The 24,059-nt window shown below is 52.7% G+C and carries 14 protein-coding genes; 5 read left to right on the forward strand and 9 right to left on the reverse strand.

The window, feature by feature from the left end:
• Positions 1-2,404, reverse strand: a 2,404-nt coding sequence (gene alaS, locus Q0628_RS00905) for an alanine--tRNA ligase (RefSeq protein WP_298767640.1), incomplete at its 3' end; no start/stop codon positions are given.
• A gap of 290 nt (positions 2,405-2,694) precedes the next feature.
• Between alaS and pflB the strand changes: the two genes are divergently transcribed.
• Entirely contained in the window at positions 2,695-4,953 is a 2,259-nt protein-coding gene (gene pflB, locus Q0628_RS00910) for a formate C-acetyltransferase (protein WP_298767642.1), read from the forward strand.
• Positions 4,954-5,044: 91 nt separating this feature from the next.
• Here pflB and Q0628_RS00915 read toward each other — a convergent pair whose 3' ends face one another.
• The 3 genes from Q0628_RS00915 to Q0628_RS00925 form a co-directional block, all read right to left on the reverse strand.
• On the reverse strand, positions 5,045-6,091 hold the full coding sequence (locus Q0628_RS00915; RefSeq protein WP_298767644.1) for a family 16 glycosylhydrolase: 1,047 nt from the start codon (positions 6,089-6,091) through the stop codon (positions 5,045-5,047).
• Positions 6,092-6,269: 178 nt separating this feature from the next.
• Positions 6,270-7,478: a type II secretion system F family protein gene (locus Q0628_RS00920; RefSeq protein WP_298767647.1), complete on the reverse strand. Its 1,209-nt coding sequence runs from the start codon at positions 7,476-7,478 to the stop codon at positions 6,270-6,272.
• Between the two features lie 3 nt (positions 7,479-7,481).
• Positions 7,482-8,549, reverse strand: coding sequence for a type IV pilus twitching motility protein PilT (locus tag Q0628_RS00925; RefSeq protein ID WP_298767649.1), 1,068 nt, complete (start codon positions 8,547-8,549; stop codon positions 7,482-7,484).
• 84 nt (positions 8,550-8,633) lie between these two features.
• Here Q0628_RS00925 and Q0628_RS00930 point away from each other — a divergent pair, with 84 nt between their 5' ends.
• A complete protein-coding gene (locus Q0628_RS00930) occupies positions 8,634-9,131 on the forward strand; it encodes a TlpA disulfide reductase family protein (protein ID WP_298767651.1) in 498 nt (165 codons plus the stop codon).
• Between the two features lie 17 nt (positions 9,132-9,148).
• Here Q0628_RS00930 and epmA read toward each other — a convergent pair whose 3' ends face one another.
• Positions 9,149-10,114 carry an EF-P lysine aminoacylase EpmA gene (gene epmA, locus Q0628_RS00935; protein ID WP_298767653.1) on the reverse strand — a complete coding sequence of 322 codons (966 nt, stop codon included), beginning with the start codon at positions 10,112-10,114 and terminating at the stop codon, positions 9,149-9,151.
• A 14-nt stretch (positions 10,115-10,128) separates the two neighbouring features.
• A complete protein-coding gene (locus Q0628_RS00940; protein WP_298767655.1) occupies positions 10,129-11,526 on the reverse strand; it encodes an FISUMP domain-containing protein in 1,398 nt (465 codons plus the stop codon).
• Between the two features lie 59 nt (positions 11,527-11,585).
• On the opposite strand from Q0628_RS00940, the gene Q0628_RS00945 reads away from it, so the two are divergent.
• Positions 11,586-12,809 carry a cysteine desulfurase gene (locus Q0628_RS00945; protein ID WP_366979005.1) on the forward strand — a complete coding sequence of 408 codons (1,224 nt, stop codon included), beginning with the start codon at positions 11,586-11,588 and terminating at the stop codon, positions 12,807-12,809.
• Positions 12,810-12,820: 11 nt separating this feature from the next.
• The gene (locus Q0628_RS00950) at positions 12,821-13,654 is read left to right on the forward strand and encodes a tRNA threonylcarbamoyladenosine dehydratase (RefSeq protein WP_298767659.1); all 834 of its coding nucleotides are present in this window, start codon (positions 12,821-12,823) and stop codon (positions 13,652-13,654) included.
• Between the two features lie 4 nt (positions 13,655-13,658).
• Here the strand turns inward: Q0628_RS00950 and Q0628_RS00955 are convergent, their stop codons facing one another.
• Positions 13,659-14,612, reverse strand: coding sequence for a hypothetical protein (locus Q0628_RS00955; protein ID WP_298767661.1), 954 nt, complete (start codon positions 14,610-14,612; stop codon positions 13,659-13,661).
• 273 nt (positions 14,613-14,885) lie between these two features.
• A complete protein-coding gene (locus tag Q0628_RS00960) occupies positions 14,886-17,006 on the reverse strand; it encodes a glutamine synthetase III (protein WP_298767663.1) in 2,121 nt (706 codons plus the stop codon).
• 262 nt (positions 17,007-17,268) lie between these two features.
• On the opposite strand from Q0628_RS00960, the gene Q0628_RS00965 reads away from it, so the two are divergent.
• The gene (locus tag Q0628_RS00965; protein ID WP_298767665.1) at positions 17,269-18,309 is read left to right on the forward strand and encodes a sigma-54 dependent transcriptional regulator; all 1,041 of its coding nucleotides are present in this window, start codon (positions 17,269-17,271) and stop codon (positions 18,307-18,309) included.
• Here Q0628_RS00965 and Q0628_RS00970 read toward each other — a convergent pair.
• Positions 18,302-24,043 carry an InlB B-repeat-containing protein gene (locus Q0628_RS00970; RefSeq protein WP_298767668.1) on the reverse strand — a complete coding sequence of 1,914 codons (5,742 nt, stop codon included), beginning with the start codon at positions 24,041-24,043 and terminating at the stop codon, positions 18,302-18,304. The genes Q0628_RS00965 and Q0628_RS00970 overlap by 8 nt on opposite strands.
• Between the last annotated feature and the right edge of the window lie 16 nt (positions 24,044-24,059).

The following is a 24,059-nucleotide window of genomic DNA, read 5'->3' on the forward strand; positions in this document are numbered from 1 at the left end:
TGTCGAGCTTGTTCTGAACGCCGTCCAGCAAGTCCTTGTACTTTTCATCGGGGATAGAAAGTTCGCGAACGTAAAGATTCACGCCAGCCACGTTGATGCCGCCGTTCAGGAGTTCGGCAGCGGCAAGCGTTGCAAGTTCCAGCTTCACGGACTGCAGGCTCTTTTCGAGGTTCTGCGTCTTGGCGAAGCTCTGCTGAATTCTGTCAAGAACTTCGGCGTCCTTGCAGCGGAGCTGTTCGCGGAGGGCGGTCAAAATCTGCGTACCGGCGCGGAGCAGCGAGAGCGCGCCACGGCCAGAGACTGCTTCGATACGGCGCACACCAGCAGACACGCTGGATTCGCTGATAATCTTCACGAGGCCGATGTTACCGGTGTTCTGCACGTGCAAGCCACCGCAGAGTTCCTTGGAGAATTCTTCGTTGCAGGCACCCATCTTCACCACACGGACTTCGTCGCCATACTTTTCGCCGAACAGAGCCATGGCACCGCTGGCCTTGGCTTCGTCCACGCCCATCACCTGGGTGTTGACCGGCAGGCATTCCATGACCTTCGCGTTCACGATGTCTTCCACCTTCTGGATTTCGACCGCAGTCATCGCGTTGAAGTGGCTGAAGTCGAAGCGGAGGAGTTCGTTGGAAACAAAGCTACCCTGCTGCTGCACATGAGTGCCGAGCACCTGGCGGAGAGCCGCCTGCAGCAAGTGGGTGGCGGAGTGGTTCTTGCGGATGTCGTTACGGCGGTCGTTATCGACGGTGGCCATGAACACAGCGCCCATCGTCGTTTCGTTGGCGGTACCCTTCTTCACCTTGCCACGGCAGAGGGCGGTGTCGTTCACCTTCACGGTGTCGAACACGTCAATTTCCAAATCAGCAGAAACCAGCGTTCCCTTGTCGCCAACCTGGCCACCCATTTCAGCATAGAACGGAGAGGTTTCGAGCACTATGGAAAGCACGTCCTTGTCGACCCGCCAACGCACAACCTTCGTTTCGCAAGCGGAAAGTTCGTAGCCCACGAACTTGGTGCTTTCTTCGCTGTACTGCGTCCAGCCTTCGGTACCCATGGTGTTGATGCCCTGCTTCATGTTGGCGCGGGCACGGGCCTTCTGTTCTTCCATGCACTTGTTGTAGCCTTCTTCGTCAATCGTAAGGCCCTTTTCTTCGGCGAGGATGCCGGTGAGGTCCGGCGGGAATCCGTAGGTATCGTAAAGCAGGAACACCTTGTCGCCCGGCACGGTTTTTGCACCGGCACCCAACTCCTGCACGATGCCGGCAAAGCGTTCGAGGCCAGCGTCGAGCGTGCGAATAAAGCTTTCTTCTTCGCTCTTGATCACGCTAGCAACGAATTCCTTGCGCTCGCGGATTTCCGGGAAGGCGTCGCCCATGGTATCGGCGAGCACCTGCACCAACTTGTAGATAAAGGCTTCCTTCTGGCCGAGCAGGCGGGCAAAGCGGCTAGCGCGGCGCAGAATGCGGCGGAGCACGTAGCCACGGCCTTCGTTGCTCGGGAGTGCGCCATCGGCAATAGCAAAAGAAATCGCGCGGATGTGGTCAGCAATCACGCGGTGCGGGGTGCCGGCTTCGCCATCGTTGTACGGCACGCCACTAAGTTCAGCAATCTTTGCAATAATCGGGGTGAACACGTCGGTGTCGTAGTTGCTGGTCTTGCCCTGCAGAATAGCGCAGATACGTTCGAAACCCATACCGGTATCGACGTTCTTTGCCTTCAGCGGAATGAGGCTGCCGTCGCTCACGCGTTCGTACTGCATGAACACGTTATTCCAAATTTCAATGTAGCGGTCGTTTTCGCCGTTCACGCCCTTGATGGGGTCCTTGAAGGTTTCGGCCTGCGTGGCGAGGTCGCCGCGGTCGTAGTGGATTTCGGAGCAGGGGCCGCACGGACCGGTGTCGCCCATTTCCCAGAAGTTGGAGTGAGCGTCAAAGCGCATGATGCGGTCATCCGGGAGGCCGGACACGTCCTTCCAAATCTGCCAGGCTTCGTCATCGTCCTGGTACACGGTCGCAAACAGGCGTTCCTTCGGGAGCTTCCACACTTCGGTCAAAAGTTCCCAGGCCCAGGCGATGGCTTCTTTCTTGTAGTAGTCGCCGAAGCTCCAGTTGCCGAGCATCTCGAAGAAGGTGTGGTGGTAGTTGTCGCGACCCACCACGTCGAGGTCGTTGTGCTTACCGGACACGCGGAGGCACTTCTGGCTGTTGCATGCGCGCTTCCAGCCCTTCGGATTGTCGCCCAGGAAGATTGCCTTGAACTGGTTCATGCCCGCGTTCGTGAACATGAGCGTCGGGTCGTCATGCGGAACCACCGGCGAAGAACGCACAAAGAGGTGGCCCTTGGATTCAAAGAACTTGATGAAAGATTCGCGCACCTGCGCAGAAGTCATAGTAGGCATAATGTGTCCCTTTTATTTTCGGGGGTAAATTTAGAAATTTTTTATTATCCGCACCTACGGAGCTTACCTAAAGCCCGAAGTTCTCACGATACAATTTCATAACTCATTGACAGATGCAGAATTAGGAAGTTCTTAGTAAAAAAGGGCAAATTACAAAAGCGGAATATAGTGTTTCCAAACCCTTTGGGCGAGTACCCTTATTTTCTATATTATCAGTACAAATAAGAACAAGCAACAGAAGACTCGGCCGCCCAAGTTTATGGCGTTGGAACGCCGAGCAAAGAGGAATCATGATTAACGCATGGAACGGCTTTACCGGCGGACTCTGGCAAAGCGAAATTAATGTCCGCGACTTTATTCAGCGCAACTACACGGCATACGACGGAGACAAATCGTTCCTCGCAGGTCCGACCGACGCCACCCAGAAGCTGTGGGACGAACTGCAGAGCCTGCAGGCCGAAGAACGCCGGCACGACGGCGTGCTGGACATGGATACCGACATTGTCTCCACCATCACGAGCCACAAGCCGGGCTACATCAACGAACGACTCAAGGACCTGGAAAAGGTCGTGGGTCTGCAAACCGACAAGCCGCTCAAGCGCGCCTTCATGCCGTTCGGCGGCATCAAGATGGCGGAAGAAGCTTGCCAGCAGTACGGCTACAAGCCGAACGCCGACCTCCACAAGATCTTTACTGAATACCACAAGACGCACAACCAGGGCGTGTTCGACTGCTACACTCCCGAAATTCGCGCCGTCCGCAAGGCGCACTTGCTCACGGGCCTCCCGGACACTTATGGTCGCGGACGTATCGTGGGCGACTATCGCCGCGTAGCTCTTTACGGTATCGACTACATCATCAAGCAGAAGCAGAACGATCTCGCCCACGTGGGCGACGGCACCATGACCGACGACGTAATCCGCCTTCGCGAAGAAGTGGCCGAACAGATCCGCGCCCTGCAGCAAATGAAGGTGATGGCCGCAAGCTACGGTTTCGACATTTCCGAACCGGCAACCAACGCCCACGAAGCTTTCCAGTGGCTCTACTTCGGCTACCTCGCCGCCATCAAGACTCAGAACGGCGCCGCCATGAGCGTGGGCCGTATTTCCACCTTCCTCGACATCTATATCGAACGCGACCTCAAGAACGGCACTCTCACCGAAACCGAAGCCCAGGAACTGGTGGACCACATGGTCATGAAGTTCCGCATGGTGAAGTTCGCCCGTATCGAAAGCTACAACCAGCTCTTCAGCGGCGACCCGGTGTGGGCCACCCTCGAAGTGGGCGGCATGGGCCAGGACGGACGTTCCATGGTCACCAAGAACGATTTCCGCTTCTTGCACACGCTTGAAAACATGGGCCCTTCTCCGGAGCCGAACCTCACGGTGCTCTACACCAAGCGCCTGCCCGAAAACTTCAAGGAATACGCCGCCTACATTTCCGTGACGACCAGTTCCATCCAGTACGAGAACGACGACGTGATGCGTCCCATCTGGGGTGACGACTACAGCATCTGCTGCTGCGTGTCCGCAACGCAGACCGGCAAGGAAATGCAGTTCTTCGGTGCCCGCGCAAACCTCGCCAAAGCCCTCCTCTACGCCATCAACGGCGGCAAGGACGAAAAGGGCGGACTGGTGCCCGGCATGCAGATCGGACCGGAGCTCGCGCCGATTACGAGCGAATACCTCGACTACGATGAAGTGATGCACAAGTACGACATCATGCTGGAATGGCTCGCAGGGATCTACGTGAACACGCTGAACCTGATCCACTACATGCACGACAAGTACTACTACGAAGCCGCGGAACTCGCCCTCATCGATACCGATGTACGCCGCACGTTTGCAACAGGTATCGCAGGCTTCAGCCACGTGGTAGATAGCCTTTCTGCCATCAAGTACGCCAAGGTGAAGGTGGTCCGCGGTGACGACGGCCTTGCCAAGGACTTCGTGGTGAAGGGAGATTTCCCCAAGTACGGTAACGACGACGACCGCGCCGACGAAATCGCCGTGTGGCTGTTGAAGGAATTCATCGCGAAGATCAAGAAGCACCACACCTACCGTAACGCAGAACCCACTACTTCTATCCTTACGATTACCAGTAACGTGGTGTACGGAAAGGCCACCGGAGCGCTCCCCGACGGACGCCCGGCAAACGCCCCGTTCGCTCCCGGTGCAAACCCGAGCTACGGCGCCGAAAAGAACGGCTTGCTTGCATCGCTCAACTCTGTCGCGAAGCTCCCGTACGAATACGCGCTGGACGGCATCAGCAACACGCAGACCATCAGCCCGAACGCCCTCGGCCACAGCGACGACGAACGCGCCCAGAAGCTCGTAACCGTGATGGATGGTTACTTCGCCCAGGGAGCCCACCACCTGAACGTGAACGTGTTCGGCGTGGAAAAGTTGCTCGACGCTCAGGCACACCCGGAAAAGCCCGAATATGCGAACTTCACCATCCGCGTTTCTGGCTACGCAGTCAAGTTCCTCTCTTTGACAAAGGAACAGCAGGACGACGTCATCAGCCGTACCTGCCACGGCACGCTGTAATCGCGATAGAAGAACTAACGAAAAACGCTCCGGAATTCCGGAGCGTTTTTTTTGATTTTATGGAGGAGAACAAGAACTATATCAGGAAAGTTTAGCCCGGTTCACGAGTCATCATCAACTTGCAGTAGCCATCTTCCACGACTACGTTGAACGGATCCAGTTCGACTCGTTCCATTTCCCAGTTACCCTTCGCCCAATGTTCCGACAGACTTGTGCCGTCAAAATCATCCTGCCACAACTGGGTAAAGCCCTTCGTAGATTCGTCATAGGAATACACGCGAACATAGTCAATCCACTGAACCTGAGGCCCGGCAGCGAGTTCTTCACCCGTGAAGCGACCAACCCAGCCAGCGCTCTTCGACGCCCAAAGATTAAAGCGGAGAGACTGCTGTTCAGTCAGGAACGCGACCTGATCGGCATCGGCATGCGTGCCACGAGCCATACCAAGCGTATCGCGACGGATTTCCACGCTGTCTATTTCCCAGGCGACATATTCCGGAGTCCAGACAATCGCGAACAAGTGGAAGTCTTCGGTTGCATCGAATCCGAAGTCATGCAGGGGCTTGCTTTCGGAAGCGGTAGTCGACTTGATGCTCGGATCGGCTTCACGGGTTATGATATTGGACTGCCACATCGTACCGCCCTTTCCGAGAACTTCGATGTCGATTTCGTTCCAAGGCTCAACGCCCTTTTCCCAAGAATTATCATAATAGAGGAACATGGAACTTACAGAACCCGGAATCGAAACCATCTTCATGCGGGCCTCGAAACGACCGTACTTGAACTGATCCTTACCGGTAAGTTCCGCACCATAATAGACATACGTCACATTAGGGTTTTCAACCGGCGTAGTCGGATCTGTTACGGGATCAGTCACAGGGTCCGTAGGCACGCTTGCACTGGTATCCGTCTGATCCGTAGTGGAAGCCGTTGTATCTGCTAGAGTAGAATCGGTCATATTTTCCGTTGATTCTGTCTGCTGCCCAGGATCTGCAGCCGGATCAACACCGGGAACCGCAGTCGTGTCTGCCACAGGTTCGGAAGTCGGTGCTGCAGGAGCCGTAGCAGAGTTGCCATCATCGGAGCACGCGGCAAACAAGGCCAGCGCGATAATCGGTAAAAGGAGTTTCGTCTTCATGATATACCTCTTTTCTTTGTTTTTAAATATACCTCGCTTCAGGAGTCTGCGTTAGCGTTCAAAATGCAAATTTGACACGCATGTATCAACCGTATCAATTCTTATGCAAAAGACCTGTAAGCAAAGCCCCCGGCATCATGTCGGGGGCCTCATTTACATTGTACAAGGAAAGAGATTACTACGCCGCCCCGGTAACAGCATCGCCCATGGAGAACATCGGCATATACATAGCGACGAGAAGACCACCGACGGTACCACCGAGGAACACGATAATCAAGGGTTCCATCATGCCGACAACCGCATCCACGGCGGCATCCACTTCTTCGTCGTAGAAGTCCGCGAGTTTCAGAAGCATGCCGCCCAAGTTACCGGTTTTTTCGCCCACGCCCGTCATCTGGACAACCATCGGCGGAAAAATTCCCACTTCGGTCATGGGGTCTGCAATGCTCTTACCACCAGCAATACCGATAGCGATCTTGTTGATGGCGCGCTCAACAACCTTGTTGTTCACCGTCGAAGCAACCACCTTCAAAGAATCCATGATGGACACGCCCGCATTCAAAAGAGTTCCGAGAGTACGGGCGAAGCTTGCCGTGGCAGACTTAATCTGGAGGTCTCCCAACTTGGGCACCTTTAGCATGAAACCATCCCACGCAAACTTTAGTTTAGGAACCTTCATGCACATCTTAAAGCCGACTATCAGCATAATCACCATAATAATCAAAATAAGAGCATGATCACGCAAAAAATCAGAAATGGCCATCACAGCCAATGTCGGCCCCGGAAGTTCCGCATTCAACTGTTCAAACTGTTCAGCAAATGTCGGTACCACAAACGTCATAAGGGCAATCACCACCAAGGTACCCACGATAACAAGCATTACCGGGTAGGTCAAAGCCTTTTTCACTTTGCGCTTCAGACGTTCCTGGTTTTCAAGCGTATCGGCCAAACGCGCCAAGATGCCATCCAAAATACCACCCGCTTCGCCAGCAGCAACCATGTTCGTATAAAGGGAACTAAAAACCTTCGGATGCTGCGAGAGCGCATCGGCAAGCGACGAACCACCATTAATGGACTGCGTTATCTTGTGAATCACATTCTTGAGTTCAGGATTTTCACACTGAGCTTCCAGAATGTTCAGACACTGCAACATCGGCAGACCGGCAGAACTCATCGAGGAGAACATACGCGTAAAGCGAGCGATATCAGCATGCTTGATACCCGATCCAATCTTAATCTTGATTTCGGTCGGTTTCTTCTTGAGGCTCACAATGACCAAGCGACGACGCAGCAACAAGGCTTCCGCTTCAGCCTTGTCCTTCGCTTCTAGTGAGCCCTCAAAGTTATTACCTTGAGCATTGGTCGCTTTATACAGGAACTCTGCCATAGACTAAACACCTTCCTTCACGAACATCTGTTCAAGCTGATCGGGACTCGGAGAACGAGCAAGGGCATCGAAACGGTCCACCTTGTGCTGTCTTACCAAGTCACACAGGCACATATTCATGGTATTCATACCGAACTTCTGACCAATTTCAATCATGGATTCGATCTGATGGACCTTGTCATCACGAATCAGCGCACGAATACCAGGCGTCACGTTCATCACTTCGTAGGCCATGACACGGCCACCGCCAATTTTCGGCATCAAGGTCTGGCATATCACACCCTGCAACACAAACGAGAGCTGGGTACGCACAGTCTGCTGTTCACCCTTCGGGAAAGCATCCACCACGCGGTTGATGGTCTGCACACATGAGTTAGTATGGAGCGTTGCAAAAGCCAAGTGACCGGTTTCTGCAATAGTTAATGCAGCTCGAATCGTTTCCAAGTCACGCATTTCGCCGATGAGCACCACGTCCGGGTCCTGACGCAAAGCCATCTTAAGCGCCTGGGCAAAGCTGTTGGTATCGCTACCCACTTCGCGCTGGTTAATCATGCAGCCCTGATGCTTATGCAAGAATTCGATCGGATCTTCGACCGTCAGGATATGGTCATGACGTTCCTTGTTGATTTTGTCGATCATGGCAGCCAGCGTCGTCGACTTACCCGAACCCGTCGCCCCCGTCACGAGCACAAGGCCCGAGGGACGAGTCGTAAATTCGGCCATAATTTTCGGAAGGCCTAGATCCTTAAAGGTCTTAATTTCAAGCGGAATGATACGCAAGGCAAGCGCAACACAGCCTCGCTGCAAATAGGCGTTCGCACGGAAACGAGCGAGGTTTGCGATACCGAAGGAAAAGTCGCACTCCTTCTGCTGTTCGAAAGTCTTTTTCTGGCCTTCGTTCATTAGACTATAAGTCATGCGCATCGTCTCGTCCGGTTTCAGCTTTTCTTCGCCAATGGGCGTCAATTTACCGGAAAGACGAATAAGCGGAGGAGAACCTGCCGTAATATGCAAGTCAGAAGCTCCTCGTTGAACCATTTCAGAAAGCAAATCTTGAATATTGTATGCCATGCTAAAGAATATAACTTAAATCACGGCATTTTTTACATTGAATTTCCGCTTTTTTCATAAAAAACACTATTTTAAGGCTACAAAATGGAACACAAGCCCCTTTTAAGCGCCATCATCTGTAGCATTTTCCTTGCAGCCTGCGGACAAGGCTCCTTTCAAGCCGTTCCTCAAAAAATCGCCGATTTTAAGGGGCACTTGGTCAACGGAGAAATTTCCAGCTATCAGATCGAAAAGGGAAAGGCGACGCTCGTCGTCCTCACCGCCTCATGGTGCCCCGGTTGCAGAAACGAACTTCCGCACCTCAAGAAACTGGACAACGAATTCAGCGAAAAGGGGTTCAAGATCTTACTCATTAGCGAGGACGACTCTCCCCGAATCGCGGCACGATACAACAAGGCAAGCGGAATCACCTGGACAACATTCCATTGGAATTACGATATCATGAACACTCTCGGCAACCCGGGGGTCATTCCCGTAAGTTACCTTATAAACGCACAGGACAGCATTGTCAAGGTCAATGTCGGCGAATTCAGCGAAAAAGAAATGAGATCGCTCATCGGGAAATTAGTCAATAGTCCTTAGCAACCAGAAGACTTCATTTATGCGATTATGCTTGGAAAGAGAACGACATCCGAAATTTTCTCTTTGTCCATCGCAAGCATAAACAACCGGTCTAGACCGAGCGCCACACCGGAGCAGGCGGGCATTCCCGATTCAAGCGCGGCGAGGAAATGCTCATCTACCTGCGGAAGGGGTTTACCCATGCGACGGCGAATATCGAGATCGTCCGCAAAACGGCGACGTTGTTCCGCCGCATCGGTCAATTCCGTATACCCATTGCAGAGTTCCACCCGGTCTACGAAAAGTTCAAAACGACGAGCCCAGGTGTGCCCCTCTTCATCCACGTAGGTCTGCGCCAAGGCTGCCTGCGACTGCGGATAATCCAAAATGAATTCAGGCCCGTTCTTTGCAAGTGCCGGTTCAACGGCAAAGACCATCAGGTAGTCCCACCAGTCTTCGCGAGACATGGCCGTACCATCTGCCGGAAGCGGAATGTCGCGAGCAGTACAGGCCGCAGCAAATTCGTCATCCGAAGCCATCAACGGATCCACGCCCGCATAATTTCTAAAAGCATTGATCCAGCGCGTACGCCGAGCATGGATAGGACGTCCAATGACTTCAGAAACGAGCTCCTCGACTTCTTCCATCAGTTTTTCCTGCGGCATGCCAATGCGGTACCATTCCACCATGCTGAATTCATTGTTATGATGGGCACCGAACTCGTCCTTACGGAAGGACTTCGTTATCTGGAAAATATCTCCGAAGCCAGCAGCAAGCAGACGCTTCATGTGGAATTCGGGACTCGTCATCATATAGCGATTCCCTTCGACCTCGAAATAGTCCAGCTGAGGATCGGTCCCCCCAGCATTGGACAAAACTGGCGTTTCCACTTCGAGAACATCTCGCTGCACAAAGAACTGACGAACCTTGTTCATCAACGCCTGGCGACGAACCCACGAATCCCTATCGCAAGTCGGCCGGAAATTTTCCTGTTTCAACGACATCTCTCCAAGTAGATTTAGTTTGCCGGAGCCGCTTCGATCACGCAACGAACCGCCAAGGAGAATTTTTTGTCCACTGGAATCGTAGAAACTTCTTTATCGGTACTGAACATGGAACGTGCAATTCCGCGGCCATCCCCCACATCCTTGCTCGTCCAGAAATAGGCACCTTCTCCCTGAATTACCGAAATGCCATTCTTGTTCGCATAGCCCCCGAACATCGCCGTAAAGGCAAAATCATCGCTACCATTGCTACGGAGCTTTTCGGCTGCGGTATTTGCACCACCGGCATAAATTTCAAGCAGCTTCCAGTCATCATCCGTTGCTAAGCGAGTTCCTTCGGGGCAAGCCTCGAGAGCGGCTTCCTGCGTATAAAGACGACCATACACCTTACAATTGTCCTCTTCGCGATCATAGCACATTGATTTTTCTTCAATGGCGTAATTCAAATTCTGGACAAACCAGCGAGTACCATTGATTTCCTTGACCTTGTAGGTCTGACCATCGCGATTGTCAACAAAGGTTTCAAACACGGGGCAACGCGTTTCAAACTGCTTGGACGCCAACATGGAATCCACGGCAGGCTGCCAAGAAGCGCAGAAACGGAAAAGTTCTCCACCGGGAAGCGCCGTCGAATCAGCCTTATGCTTGTCTGCCCAGCGATTGACATAGGAGAGATTCACGACCTCGGAATCTGGGATTGAAAGGACCTTCGCATTACTCTGCATCATCAATGAATACTGTTCGGCAGTCGTTTTCTGCGTTTTCCAGTATCCCTCAAGCAAGCCCTTGCGAATCTTCTCATACAGCGGAGACGGCATCGTCACCTTAATCGTCGTATCCACAAAATGTTCCGGATTCGATTCGCAAGTTTCCAGATGCAAGGAATCCTTCGTGTTGAGAGCCCGCTCCAAGCATTCCTCAGTGCAGGCTTCGCGAGCTTTCCCTTTCTTCTTAGGACAGGGGACCCACAAGCTTGTATCGACAGGCACCTTGACGGGTTTTGCATAAGCCTTTGTCTTCAAGGCAACCTTTATCACCTTTCCCAAGGTTTCCAGAGCCTTCACATTGCCCGTTTCACCTTCCATCAGCAAATACGAGACAACTTCGGTACACGCATCCATAGCCTTCGCATTGGCACAAACCTTGGTCCCATATCCATAGGAAAACTGCGACGGGCAATTGGAAAACGATTCATAGGGCATGGCCTTGAAGACTTTTTCGTAGACCTTGACCGCATCGTCTGCAGAGAGCTTGCCACAGTATATCTGATCGATTTCTCCCTTCTTGACGATTTTCTGAGCAGTCGCCACATCACCAGCATCAATGGCATCGCGAAGATCCGGCTGGGCATAGGCAGTAGCCGCACCCAAAGCAAGAACTCCCACAAACAATACACCTCTAAGAATTTTCATTGTAACCCTCATTGAATTTTCCCGCGACAAATATAGAAATTTCTAAATTTACAGACATGATAGATGCAGAAAAAATCCGTAGCGAATTCCCGATGCTTGTCGCAGGCGATAAGGACGCAAAGCCGCTTGCCTTCCTCGACAGCACCGCCACCACGCAAAAGCCCGCCTGCGTGATCGACGCAATGGACGAATTTTACCGCGAACACTACAGTTCCGTAAAGCGCGGTGTATACCGTTTGAGTGCCCGCACTACCGAAGCATTTGAGAAGACTCGCAAGAACATCGCAAAATTCATTAACGCAAAGACTGAAGACGAAATCGTGTTCACCCGCGGCACCACCGAAAGCATCAATCTGGTGGCGTGGAGTTACGGTCGCAAGTTATTCGAAGCGGGCGACGAAATTTTGATTAGCGGTCTGGAGCACCATGCAAACATCGTAAGCTGGCAGCTTGTCGCCGAAATGAAGGGCGCGAAAATCAAGGTGATTCCCGTTTTGGACAACGGCGATCTGGATTTGGCAGCACTTCCCGGGTTGTTGAATGCGCGAACCAAAATGGTGGCCGTCACCCACGTGAGCAATTCCGTTGGCACAGTGAACCCGATTGCCGAAATTATCGCGACCGTTCGCGCCGCCGCACCCCAAGCGAAAGTTTTAATTGACGCCGCCCAGAGTTCGAGCCACATCAAGATTGACGTGCAAAAGCTGGACTGCGATTTTCTCGCCTTCAGCGGCCACAAGATGTACGGTCCCACAGGCGTAGGCGTGCTTTATGGCAAGTACGAAGTTCTCGACAGCATGCCCCCCTGGCATGGTGGCGGCGAGATGATCAAGAACGTGACCTTCGAAAAGACGACGTACGCCGACGTTCCCGCGCGCTTCGAGGCAGGCACGCCCATGATTGCCGAAGTCATCGGCCTCGGCAAGGCCATCGAATGGATTAATGAAGTCGGCATCGAGAACATCCGCAAGCACGAAGAAGAAATCACGAACTACGCGCTGGAACAGCTTGCGCAAATCCCGCAGGTAAAAATCTTCGGGAACCCGAAGGAACGCGGGGCCCTTATCAGCGTAACCCTCGACGGCATCGCCGTAAGCGACGCCGCCATGATTCTCGACGAAGAGAACGTTGCAGTTCGCAGCGGGCACCACTGCGCCCAACCTGTGATGGACCGCTTCGGCGTCGACGCCACGCTTCGACTCAGTTTCGGCGCGTACACCCTGAAGCGCGACATCGACCGCTTTGTCGCAGGCATCAAGCGCGTTCTCCGACTCTTCGGCTAACCGGGACTCGTATGGGAATCGAGAAAGGCATCTTTAACCGCACATCGCTCCTGCTCGGAGACGACGTGATGGGCAACATCTACCAGAAGCGCGTCATCATATTCGGTCTCGGCGGAGTCGGCAGCTGGTGCGCCGAAAGCCTGGTGCGTTCCGGCATCAAGGAACTCGTACTCGTTGATTCAGACCGCGTGTGCGTCACCAACGTGAACCGCCAACTGATGGCCACCACGAAAACCGTGGGGCAAGTCAAGGTGGACGTGCTGAAAAATCGCCTACTCGAAATCAACCCGCACGCCAATATCGTAGCACTCCAAGACATCTACGAAGAAGCGAATACGGACAAATTCCAACTGGACACATTCGACTACATCATCGATGCCATCGACAGCCTCGAAAACAAGATGCAGCTGTTGTGGCACGCCACGCGCACCAAGGCCACAGTTTTCTCTTCGATGGGAGCAGCCCTCAAGATGGACCCCACGCGAATCAAGGTCGCCGAATTCTGGAAAGTCGCCGGTTGCCCGCTGGCCCGCGCCCTGCGCGACAAGTTCAAGAAAAAGAAAATGGCTCTCAAGAAAAAAGTGCTATGCGTCTACAGCGACGAACTCCTGAAAAACCGCGGCAAGAATTCTTCTTGCGGAACGGACGCCTGCATGTGCCCCAAGGTGCGCCACGAAAGGAGCGAAGCCGAACTCCGGAATGCAAGCCTAGTCGATCACGAATGGTGCAGCAGCAAGGCGCAAATCAACGGCACCATGGCACACTCCACCGCCATTTTCGGATTCATGATTGCGGGCCTCGTGATGCAGGACATCTACAAGAAGGCCTTAGCAAGCGCCGAGTAAAAAGCTAAAATTCCGGCATGCTGAAATCGCCGTAAAGTTCACGGCCATCAAACACCCAGACCACCATCTTTTTGCCATCCAGGAATTCCGAACGGTCCTTGAACAAGGTCGGGCCCAAGTTTCCGCCACCAATACGGCTGCGGGTAAAAGTCTTTATCCCTGTCGCCTGCGCAATGTATGCGCCAATATTGGAAGAACTGTTCCAACCAAAATCGGCATTGCTATCGCCAATTACCACAATGGGAGCATCCTTGGATCCACGGTAGCGTTTACCTTCTGCATCCACGGTCTTTAACACGCGCACATCGTAATCCGGGTAAGAATTGTACTTCAAGTGATAAAGATTCCCGGTACCGGGAACAACCGTATCGCGCAGGAACCATTCTTCCCTCGGAACATCCAAGTCCATTTCGTTGATGGAATCGGCTATCATCTGGGCAAGAACCTGCCGGCCTGCGCTAGTATAGTGGCTTTCGTACGCTTCGAACATGGGCGTTTCCTCATTCTTTTCGAGAAACTCCTCTACCGCATCGACAACGACAACACCTTCGTCTTGCAACGCATCTACCCATTCTTCATATTGCGGGGCAACGATACCACCCGACAATTCTTCTGAATAATGTTCCGCCTCAATTTGCAATTTATCTGGAACAGGCACCACCACCAACTTGATACCGCGCGCTTCCAAGGAATCATTGAAAGCGACAAAGGGCTTCAAATTGTCTTTCCAATCCGCCACCAGATTGACAAGACTTTCCTGCAGAAAAATCCAGTCGCCTTCACCACTTACCGCACAGCGGGCCTCTTTCAGCTGTCCGCCACACTTTTCAATATCGGATTCAATCTGTTCCTGAACTTCCAACGGGATAAGCGGACGAGTAGAAAGGTAGACCATGGCAAGCGCAACAGCCGCCACTCCAAATCCAAAAATAAAACCCAAATGTTTCCTAAAAAACATGACTAAGCCAAATTTAAAAAAAATCCCCGCCCGAAGGCAGGGAAAATTTAAGGACTATTACTAGAGATCCTGCTCCTTCGAACCTAACTCTACTAAGGCAACAAGTTGCCAAGTATCGTATATCGACTTCGATCCTAACGGATCTCGCTCAGGATGACACAACTAATAAATAAACGGACATTTGGGCTTCCACCTTCGACGCTCGGCTGATGCTGTTTAATAAATAAACGGACATTTGGCCGCACACCTGCGACGTGCGGCCGATGCTGTTTATTAATAAATAAACAGCATCTCCCTATACTTCGGCAGAGGCCACATTTCGTCGGGGACGACCTTTTCGAGGCCATCGACAACCTTGCGCAAAGCGGCCATCGCATCGAGAATACCTTCGTGCAGGCCGTTCAGGCTTTCTTCCATGGTAGCGATGGCGGCACTCAGGTTCTTGACGCCTTCGCCGAGAGACTTCACGTAGGCATCGACGCCGGGGAAGCCCTGGTTCAAAGCCATTTCGTTGGTCTTGAGGGCGCTGGAGTAAGCCTCGACGACCTTCGGCAAGATGATGTTTTTGGCCATGTCGCGGCAGACTTCGCCTTCGATGTGGATGCGCTTGTGGAAATCTTCGACGTTGATTTCGTAGCGGGATTCCATTTCGCGGCGGTTCATGACGCCATACTTTTCGAACAACTGAATATTTTCTTCCTTGGTGAGGGCCTTGAGGGCTTCCACGGAGGTGCGGATATTCGGGAGGCCACGGCGCTCAGCTTCGGCAATCCATTCGTCGGTATAGCCGTTGCCGTTGAAAATCACACGCTTGTGTTCCTTCACGATCTTTTGCAGAATCTTCTGCAGGCCCGTGTGGAAGTTCTTTTCGTCGAGCTTTTCGAGCTGTTCCGAAATCATGTCGAAAGCTTCGGCCACGATGGTGTTCAGAACCACGTTCGGTTCAGAACAACTCTGGCTGGAACCCGGAGCGCGGAATTCGAACTTGTTGCCGGTGAAGGCGAACGGAGAAGTTCTGTTGCGGTCGGTGGCATCGCGCGGGAGGGCCGGGAGCATGTCGGCACCGATGCGGAGCGCGCCAGCTTGCTTGCTGGACTTGGGCACGCCTTGTTCAATCTGTTCGATGACATCCATGAGCTGGTCGCCGAGGAACATGGAGACGATCGCCGGAGGAGCTTCGTTTGCACCGAGGCGGTGATCGTTGCCGGCGCCAGCAGTCGTCATGCGGAGCAAGTCAGCATGGGTGTCGACGGCATAAATGATGGCGCAGAGCGTGGTGAGGAACACGGCGTTCTGGTGCGGGTCCTTACCCGGATTAAGCAGGTTGCCCTTACCGTAAGACACGGACCAGTTGTTGTGTTTGCCGGAACCGTTCACGCCGGCGAAAGGCTTTTCGTGCAGCAGGCACACGAGACCATTCTTGTCGGCCACGTTGCGGAGCACTTCCATAATCATCATGTTGTGGTCGCAAGCGAGGTTCACTTCTTCGAACATCGGGGCGAGTTCGAACTGGGCAGGCGCCACTTCGTTGTGGCGGGTCTTGGCCGGAATGCCGAGCTTCCAGAGTTCGATTTCCACTTCGTTCATGAAGTTGAGAATTCGAGCCGGGATGCTACCGAAGTAGTGGTCATCCATCTGTTGGTGCTTCGCGGGTGCGGCACCGAACAGCGTGCGGCCAGCCTGGTACAGGTCCGGGCGTTGCAGGTAGAAACGCTTGTCAATGAGGAAGTATTCCTGTTCGGCACCGAGCGTGACCGTCGTCTTCTTCGGGCCCGCCTTGAAGCAGGTCATAAGGCGGCGGGTAGACTTGGAAAGGGCTTGCAAACTGCGCAGAAGCGGAGTCTTCTTGTCGAGCGCTTCTCCGGTGTAGCTGCAGAATGCAGTCGGGATGCAGAGCGTTGCACCATTGCCGTGACGCTTGATGAACGCCGGGCTGGTCGGATCCCAGGCGGTATAGCCGCGGGCCTCGAACGTGGAACGGAGTCCGCCGCTCGGGAAAGACGATGCATCGGGTTCGCCGACAATCAAGTTCTTGCCGCTAAAGGCCATGATGGCGCGGCAACCGTCGGGTTCAAGGAAGGAGTCATGCTTTTCGGCAGTGGAACCGGTGAGCGGCTGGAACCAGTGCGTAAAGTGCGTGGCACCGCGGTCCATCGCCCACTTCTTCATGGCGTGGGCCACATCGCCTGCGATACTCGGATCGAGGGCGGCACCTTCGTTAATGGTTGCAATCAGCTTTTCGCAGACATCCTTGGGCAAGTATTCGCGCATGGCGTTGATGTTGAACACATCTTCGCCGTAGAAATCCACATTCACCGGACCGGCCGGCTTGACGGGCGCGGTAGGGGCCTTTGCGATTTCGTTGATGGTCTTTTTGCGGTAGCTTACGCTCATTTTGAACCTCTTCTAAAGTGTCATCCTGAGCGAAACGAAGTGTAGTCGAAGGATCTCAGAATGAATTTTTCAATTTATGGAAGGAAATTAGGAATAAAAACGAGGGTTGGCACCCAAATTTTACAGGTTTCGAAACAAAATATTTTACAATATTGTAAAATTAAGGTATATTATTACATTATTGTAAAACTAGTAAGGCGTTGTATGAGCTAAGGGAGATCCTTCGACTCCGAGGCTACGCCCCTACGCTCAGGATGACAAATTGAACGAAGCTGAAGAAATAGAGAAGCTGAAAGCGGAGATCCGCGAGCTGCGCAACATTATCGACGAAAAGCCCGGCAAAATGGTCGGCAACAGCGGCGAAATGCGCGAGGTCTACAAGCAAATTAAGAAGTGCGCCAAGAACGACGCACAGGTGCTTATCTACGGCAACGACGGCACGGGCAAGGAACTCACCGCCCACACCATCGCAGAACTTTCCGCCCGCAAGGAACATCCGTTCGTCGTAATGGGTTGCACAAACTTGAGCGAAGGATTCGGAAACCCGGCAAACACTTTTGAAAGCGAACTTTTTGGCTACGAGCGCGGCGCATTCATCGGCGCAAACAGCCGCCACCTGGGCAAGGCCGAAATCGCAAACGGCGGCACGCTATTCCTGGACGATGTCTCGGCGCTGAGCCCGAAGAACCAGGAAATTCTGCTGCGGTTCATGCAAGACCAGAGCTTTTACCGCCAAGGGGGCAACATCCACCTGCATAGCGACGTGCGTCTGATTGCAGCTTCTAGCCGCGACCTCGAAAGCCTAATGCAGCAAAAACTTTTTCGCGAAGACTTGTTCTACCGTCTGAATATCGTGCAGATAACGCTCCCCGACCTAGCGCAGCGCAAGAGCGACATTCTACTTTTGGCGGAGCATTTTATTTCGCAAGTGAACCTCAAGTACGGCACACACGTGGTGCGACTCTCGACACCCGCAATCGACATGCTCATGAGTTACCACTGGCCCGGCAACGTGCAAGAGCTTGAAAACTGCATCGAGCGCGCAGCCCTCGCCACCAGCGACGACTGCATCCATTCGCACAACTTGCCGCCCACCTTGCAGACCGACGAATCGGCCCGCAAGCCCATGCTCCCGAACAAGATTGCGCCGCTCTCAACGCTCATGGACACCTACGAAAAAGAAATCCTGAGCGAGGCCTTAAAAAGAAACGGCGGCAACATGTCTGCTGCCGCGCGCGATTTAAGTATTTCGCCGAGAGTCATGCACTACAAGGTGCACCGGTTGGGCATCAACATTACTTGATGTTCACCTGCACCGCTTCGCGGCCCACGCGAACCATGTAGCTGCCGGACTTCGAAACATCCACACGCTGCGAGCCGTTCGACACGATACCGCTACGGACAACGCGCCCACCCATGTCAATCACAGCAAAGCGTGAACCTACCTGTGCATCGACGATGTCAAACGAGCGGGAATCGACAACCACATCGAAGCTAAGCTTCAGTTCCGTGAACACAGCCGTATAGACGCCATTCTCGACTTTCCATTCCGTGAATGCGTAGGTTTTCTTGCCCTTGGTGTAATTCTTCACAACGACGCTTTCCAGGGCACGGGCAATCACCGTATCGGCACGGTCCGTGTAGATGACTTCGATTTCGCCCGTCTTTCCATTGACATTGTAGCGCACCGTCTTCTGGAACAGCGGATAAAGGCTCTTGTTGCCATAATCCGTCTCAAGCATCGCCTTGACATGTTCGCCACGGCCCTTGGTCTTTGTGTACCAGCCCTTGAACTTCCATGATGTATCGGACTTCATGACCGCCTTGGGCAACTTGGTCACTTCGCCAAAGCGGTAGCCATCGAACTTCTTGGTCAGTTCGGCACCTTCGGGCAGATGGAAGTTTATCTTGAACACCAGCTCGCCCTTCACGAACACCGGTTCGTAGTAGTCGGTCTTCTCGTTTTTCTTCCAGCCGATGAGCGTATGGGCAGAAGTAGGGCCTTCCACCTTGATCGGCGGCAAATGTTTTTTCAGAGCATCGTTTATCTTTTGGTTGATCTGGGACTCCGTATCTTTTGAGCGGATATCGACATGGATCGTATCCGCATCGCCATCGCCGTACTTGACAACGATCGTTTCCACAAGCAGGACGCCCTTGAAGTCCGGTTCGTAGATTCCCGTACTCGGATCATGCTTCCAGTCCAGTACATAGGACGAATCGCCATCGGATTCCTTGCTCGGAAGAGGTATTCCCATACCTTCAAGAGTCTCGTTGATCTTCTGGACAATCTCCTTGTGGATATCCGTCACGTGGACAACCACTTCGGTAAGGCGTTCAGGATCATCCTGATACTTCACCTTGATGGTATCCAGCTTGACAGACGCATCAAAGTTCGCTTCGTACATGCCCGTTCCGGGGTTCAGCTTCCATCCGTCAAAGTCGTAGGTAGAATCTTCGTCTTCAGCCTTGGTCGGAAGCGGAATAGGCGGCACATGGCCCGCGAGAGCATCGTTGATCTTTTCGCTGACCAACGAGTCAGAATCGGAATCACCCACCACCACATGGAGCGTATCGCCGGCATCGTTATAAGACACCACCACGACAGGCGGGGTGATGGTCAGGGAACCGTCGGTCACGTCGAATGTCACGCTGAAATTGCCATTCTTGTTTGCAAACTTCGCTGCAGAAAGTCCCATCGCATAGGTTCCGCTCTTGGTCTTCCGGATTACGGTATCGCCGCTGAAGGTAACGTCTCCCACAGAGTAAAGGGCGTTGTCGACAGAGATGTCGTAACCGGACACCACCTGTTCTTCGCCGTTATAGGCGTAGGTACCGCTGCGTCCGGCAACAGTTACCGTCACGGGGGCCTTTGTCACCGTGAGCGTTCCATAGACAGGGGCGGCTATCGTATAGTTCTTGGACGTATCGGTTCCGGCAATTAGCTTATAGGTGAAGTCGTTGCTGCTAGAGCCAACATCGGTCTGCGAACCGGTAACCGTAAAGTAGGCACCTTCGTTCGGGGCAAAGCCGTCGCCGCCCACAGTCACCGTCGGGGCCGTAAGAGTCTCTCCATCGTATACCTTGGAAAGAGTCGCCGAGGTCAGCGAGACGCTGCGCTTGGTAATCGTGAGCTTACCCTTCACAATATTCACATTGTAGTTCGGATTCGCGGTGTAACTTGCCGAAATCGCATTGGCATAGGAACCCGCATTCTTGTCCGCAAGGTTGGTGCGGAAATAGGTCACCGAGCCAAGATCGTTTTCGTTGACAAGTCCCGTTACATTACCGCTGAACACCGGATCGGCATCGCCATACTGCTTCGACACATTTACAACGGTAATAGTCGCCGAGGCCTTGGTCACCGTCAGGGTACCAAGGTTTTCCGTAACGGCATAGTTCGAAAGCGAAGCGGTTCCTCCACTAATCGTATAGGAGTTCGCCTTGGAGCCAACGACCGTCTGGCTTGCCGTCGTAAATGTGAGCGTCTCTCCGTTGACAAGACCCGTCGCGGTCGCCGGAGCCATGAGCGGAGTACCGTCATAAACCTTTGATGCACTTGGAGTCGTAATGGTCAGCGGAGCCTTGGTCACTGTAAGTGTACCCGCGACCTTGTTGATTGCATAGTTGGCCGTAACATCAGTACCGCTATTGGTAACCTTGACTGTCTTCACCATATTGGTAACAGAACCTACATTCGTAATGGAGACGTCATTCATCGTTACAGACAGCACATCTCCCGAACTCAACGATGTCGCACATTCTGGACAGGTGTAATTCGCATTAACCAACACAGAGCCATCGTATACCTTGGATTCACTTGCGGCTATCACCGTGATGATTGGCAATGCCGTAATCGTTATTTTTGCAGTCGTCGTTGGCTCTCCGGTATAGTTCGGGTTAGAAGCCTTGATATTGATCGTGTATGTGCCCGGCGTCGTCGGCATAGTCAATTCGCTCAAGCTTTCTTTCCACACGTCGCCATCTCCGTCAACCTGGTACCTGAAAGTCGTCGTGCCACTAGCCGCCGTACTCGTCGGAGTTCCCTGAATCGATCCGCCGACCGGCACATTTTCGTCAGCCAATTTAATGGTGAACGAGCCATTCTTCGGGTTAATCGTAAGACCCGTAGACGGTGGCGTTATCGAAGTCACATTGTAGTTTGCCGTCACGTCATGGCCGTCGGCGTCCAGAATTTTCACATCGGCAGGAGCGGTCATCACAGCCGGATAAGAACCAGCGTCCGTCGCAGTAATTTCGTAACCCACATTATGGGTATGTCCAGACAGCAGACCCGTAGGAGTAGCCTTGCTTTCAACATGGATTTCACTTCCCGTATAGGTCTTTGTGACATCCTTACCTTCAAAGCTTACATTCCTAGGAGTAACCGTCACCGAGCCGCTTTCCTGGTAGACGACATTGAAGCTTGTTGTCACCGTATCACCCGTCGCATTGTCCGTAATGACGAAGCCCACAATTTTAGCTTCAATCGGACCATCATTCACATTCTTGATAGAATCCGTCACAGCAACAGCCTTGTATCCACTCGGAACACCCGATACCGTCACCTTGGCACCACAACTCTTGCCATTGTACTCGCAGGACTTTGCTTCGACCTTGACCGTCACCGTTTTCTGAGTCCACTTCGCATAGAAATCCTTGTTGCCATAAGGAGACTTCGCTTCTAGCTTCGTGACCTTGCTTCCGCCAAAGTCTTCCGCAGCATACCAACCGCCAAAATCGTAGCCAACCTTAGTCGGATTCTTCAGGTTAACCGCAGCCGTATTCAGATTGTAAGACACGGGGTTATCCACATGGTTGACGCCTCCATCCAGATGGTATGTAACAGTATATTCTGTAACAGCCCAGTGCGGATAAAGAACGATAGGAGCATCCGTGGAATAGAGCGCTCCCAGCTCATAAACCTTGGCACCATCGTTTTGGGTTGCCCATCCGTCTTGAGTATACCCGGCTGCTGTAAAGACCGCCCCCTGCAAGGTCAAGTCGACACCATGAATCTTTTCGGTTTCAAAACCATAGTCCTGGCTCTTGGAGCCTCCATTGTACACAACCTTATAGGTCTTGACAGCCCACTTCGCATAGAGCGTCTTGTCACCCGTAGAGCCTTGCGTAATCTGTGCCGCCTTGTTCGTATAAGCTCCATCATAGAACCAGCCCTTAAACTCGTAGCCTTCCTTGACCGGAGCCTTCAAAACGATAGACGACGTTTCTATCGTGTAGGAGGACGGGTTATCCGCATCATTCGTTCCGCCACCCAAGTTATAAAGAATCTTATATACAACAGGAGTCCATTTTGCATACAAAGTCACATTTTCCGTCACTTCGCTCTTGAAGTTATAAACATTCTTGCAAGCTGCTTCCTTGTACCAACCTCCAAAGACATAGCCTTCGGCAGTCGGCGCGGCGGGAGCATCCACAGCATCGCCATCCGAAACAACCACTGCGGCAGGAGCCTCGCCGTGACCATTCATGTTAAAGGACACGGTAAACTGGGGATAAAGAGTCCAGCGCGCATAGAAGGTCGCATCACCAGCCGCCACCCCGAAGGATTCAATCTTGCCACCATTCTTAGAAGTGGACCAACCATCGAAATAATACTTCTGCTTGCCCACCGTAAACACCGTCGGCAAGTCACTCAAGTCTATTCCGTCTGTCGTAATGGTTTCGCCTTCAACAACCTGTTTCGAGACCTTCTCGGCACCATCGCCGGTGTTGTGGTCGAATGTCACCGTGTAGACAACCTGGTCGCGCCATACGGCGTATACAGACTTCGTTCCATAGACATAACCCAAATCAGCATCAGCCTTTTTCGAATTTGCCTTCAACGACCATCCGAGAAAGACCTTGTTTTCATAAGTCGGAGTGGAAATTTCATCGGCAGTCAGCTTCGTTTTGTATCTCTGAACCTTGTGCATCTTGGCTCCCGCGGCAAACACACCACCATTCGCCTCAAACTTTACGACGAATACCGTTTCACCATCAGAATCCTTTGACACGCCCTGGTTTGTAATATGCTGTTCATTGGACCATACACCCGTGTCTTCACTACATGCATTGGATGTCCAAGAGCCCCCATTCAGCTTGCAGACATATTCTTCCTTATTTGCGTCACTCACTCCAATGGGAGCTTGCCCCACAACGACCGCATCGGCAACACCATCTGCCGCTACATCGGAATCATAGTAGCAGAGTTCAATGGTAACCTCCTGCGTTGCACTCTTGTCCTTACCAACAATGCCGCCAATCATGTCGTTCTGCGTATTCACAAGGCTATTGCCATCGTAAACAGACGTAAAGATCGTTCCTTTGTTCGAATAACCTGCAATACCGCCGACATAGCCATCTTCGCCGGAAGCATTTACAGAGACAACACTCAGGCAGTCAATAATCTTGCCACCCGTCAAGGTACCGACAATGCCGCCAACACCCTGTCCCTTTCCCTTAGAATAAACGACACCTGAAGCATAGCAACCTGAAACCGTGCCCCCATTGACCCAACCGACTATAGGCCCCACACTAATCTGGTTATCCTTACCGGCGCCCCCCACAAAGCCACGATCCGCATTGGCGCCCAAATGAACATTTTCCAACACGACATTCTTGACGTGACCAGAAGATCCCAAGCACCCAATGAAGCCGACATTTTGTTCGTAAGAAGGATTGATCGCACCCAGGGACAAGCTATCTATATAGACATTCGCGATCGTGACCCCATTTCCGTCAAAGATACCCGAAAACTGAGTCTCCCCCTTACCCGCCGCAATCGGGGTGAACGGGTGATTATCCAAGTCGATATACTCGGCAACCACCTTGGCATTCAGCCCAACATTTCCGCCAATCTTATTCACCGTGTCGGAGAACCACACCAAGTTGGCAGCCGATTCAATCAGGTAGAAATCCTTGTCATTGATGGTCTGCTTCTTCGCCGGAGTCCTAGTAACACCATCCCAGACGTCTGCAAACGCCAACTGAACCCCAAACACCAGGGTAAACAAGGTCATCAACCCTGTAAACATGCAAGATCTTCTTTCT

Origin of the sequence: uncultured Fibrobacter sp. (assembly GCF_937877005.1) — a bacterium.
Classification (GTDB): Bacteria; Fibrobacterota; Fibrobacteria; order Fibrobacterales; family Fibrobacteraceae; genus Fibrobacter.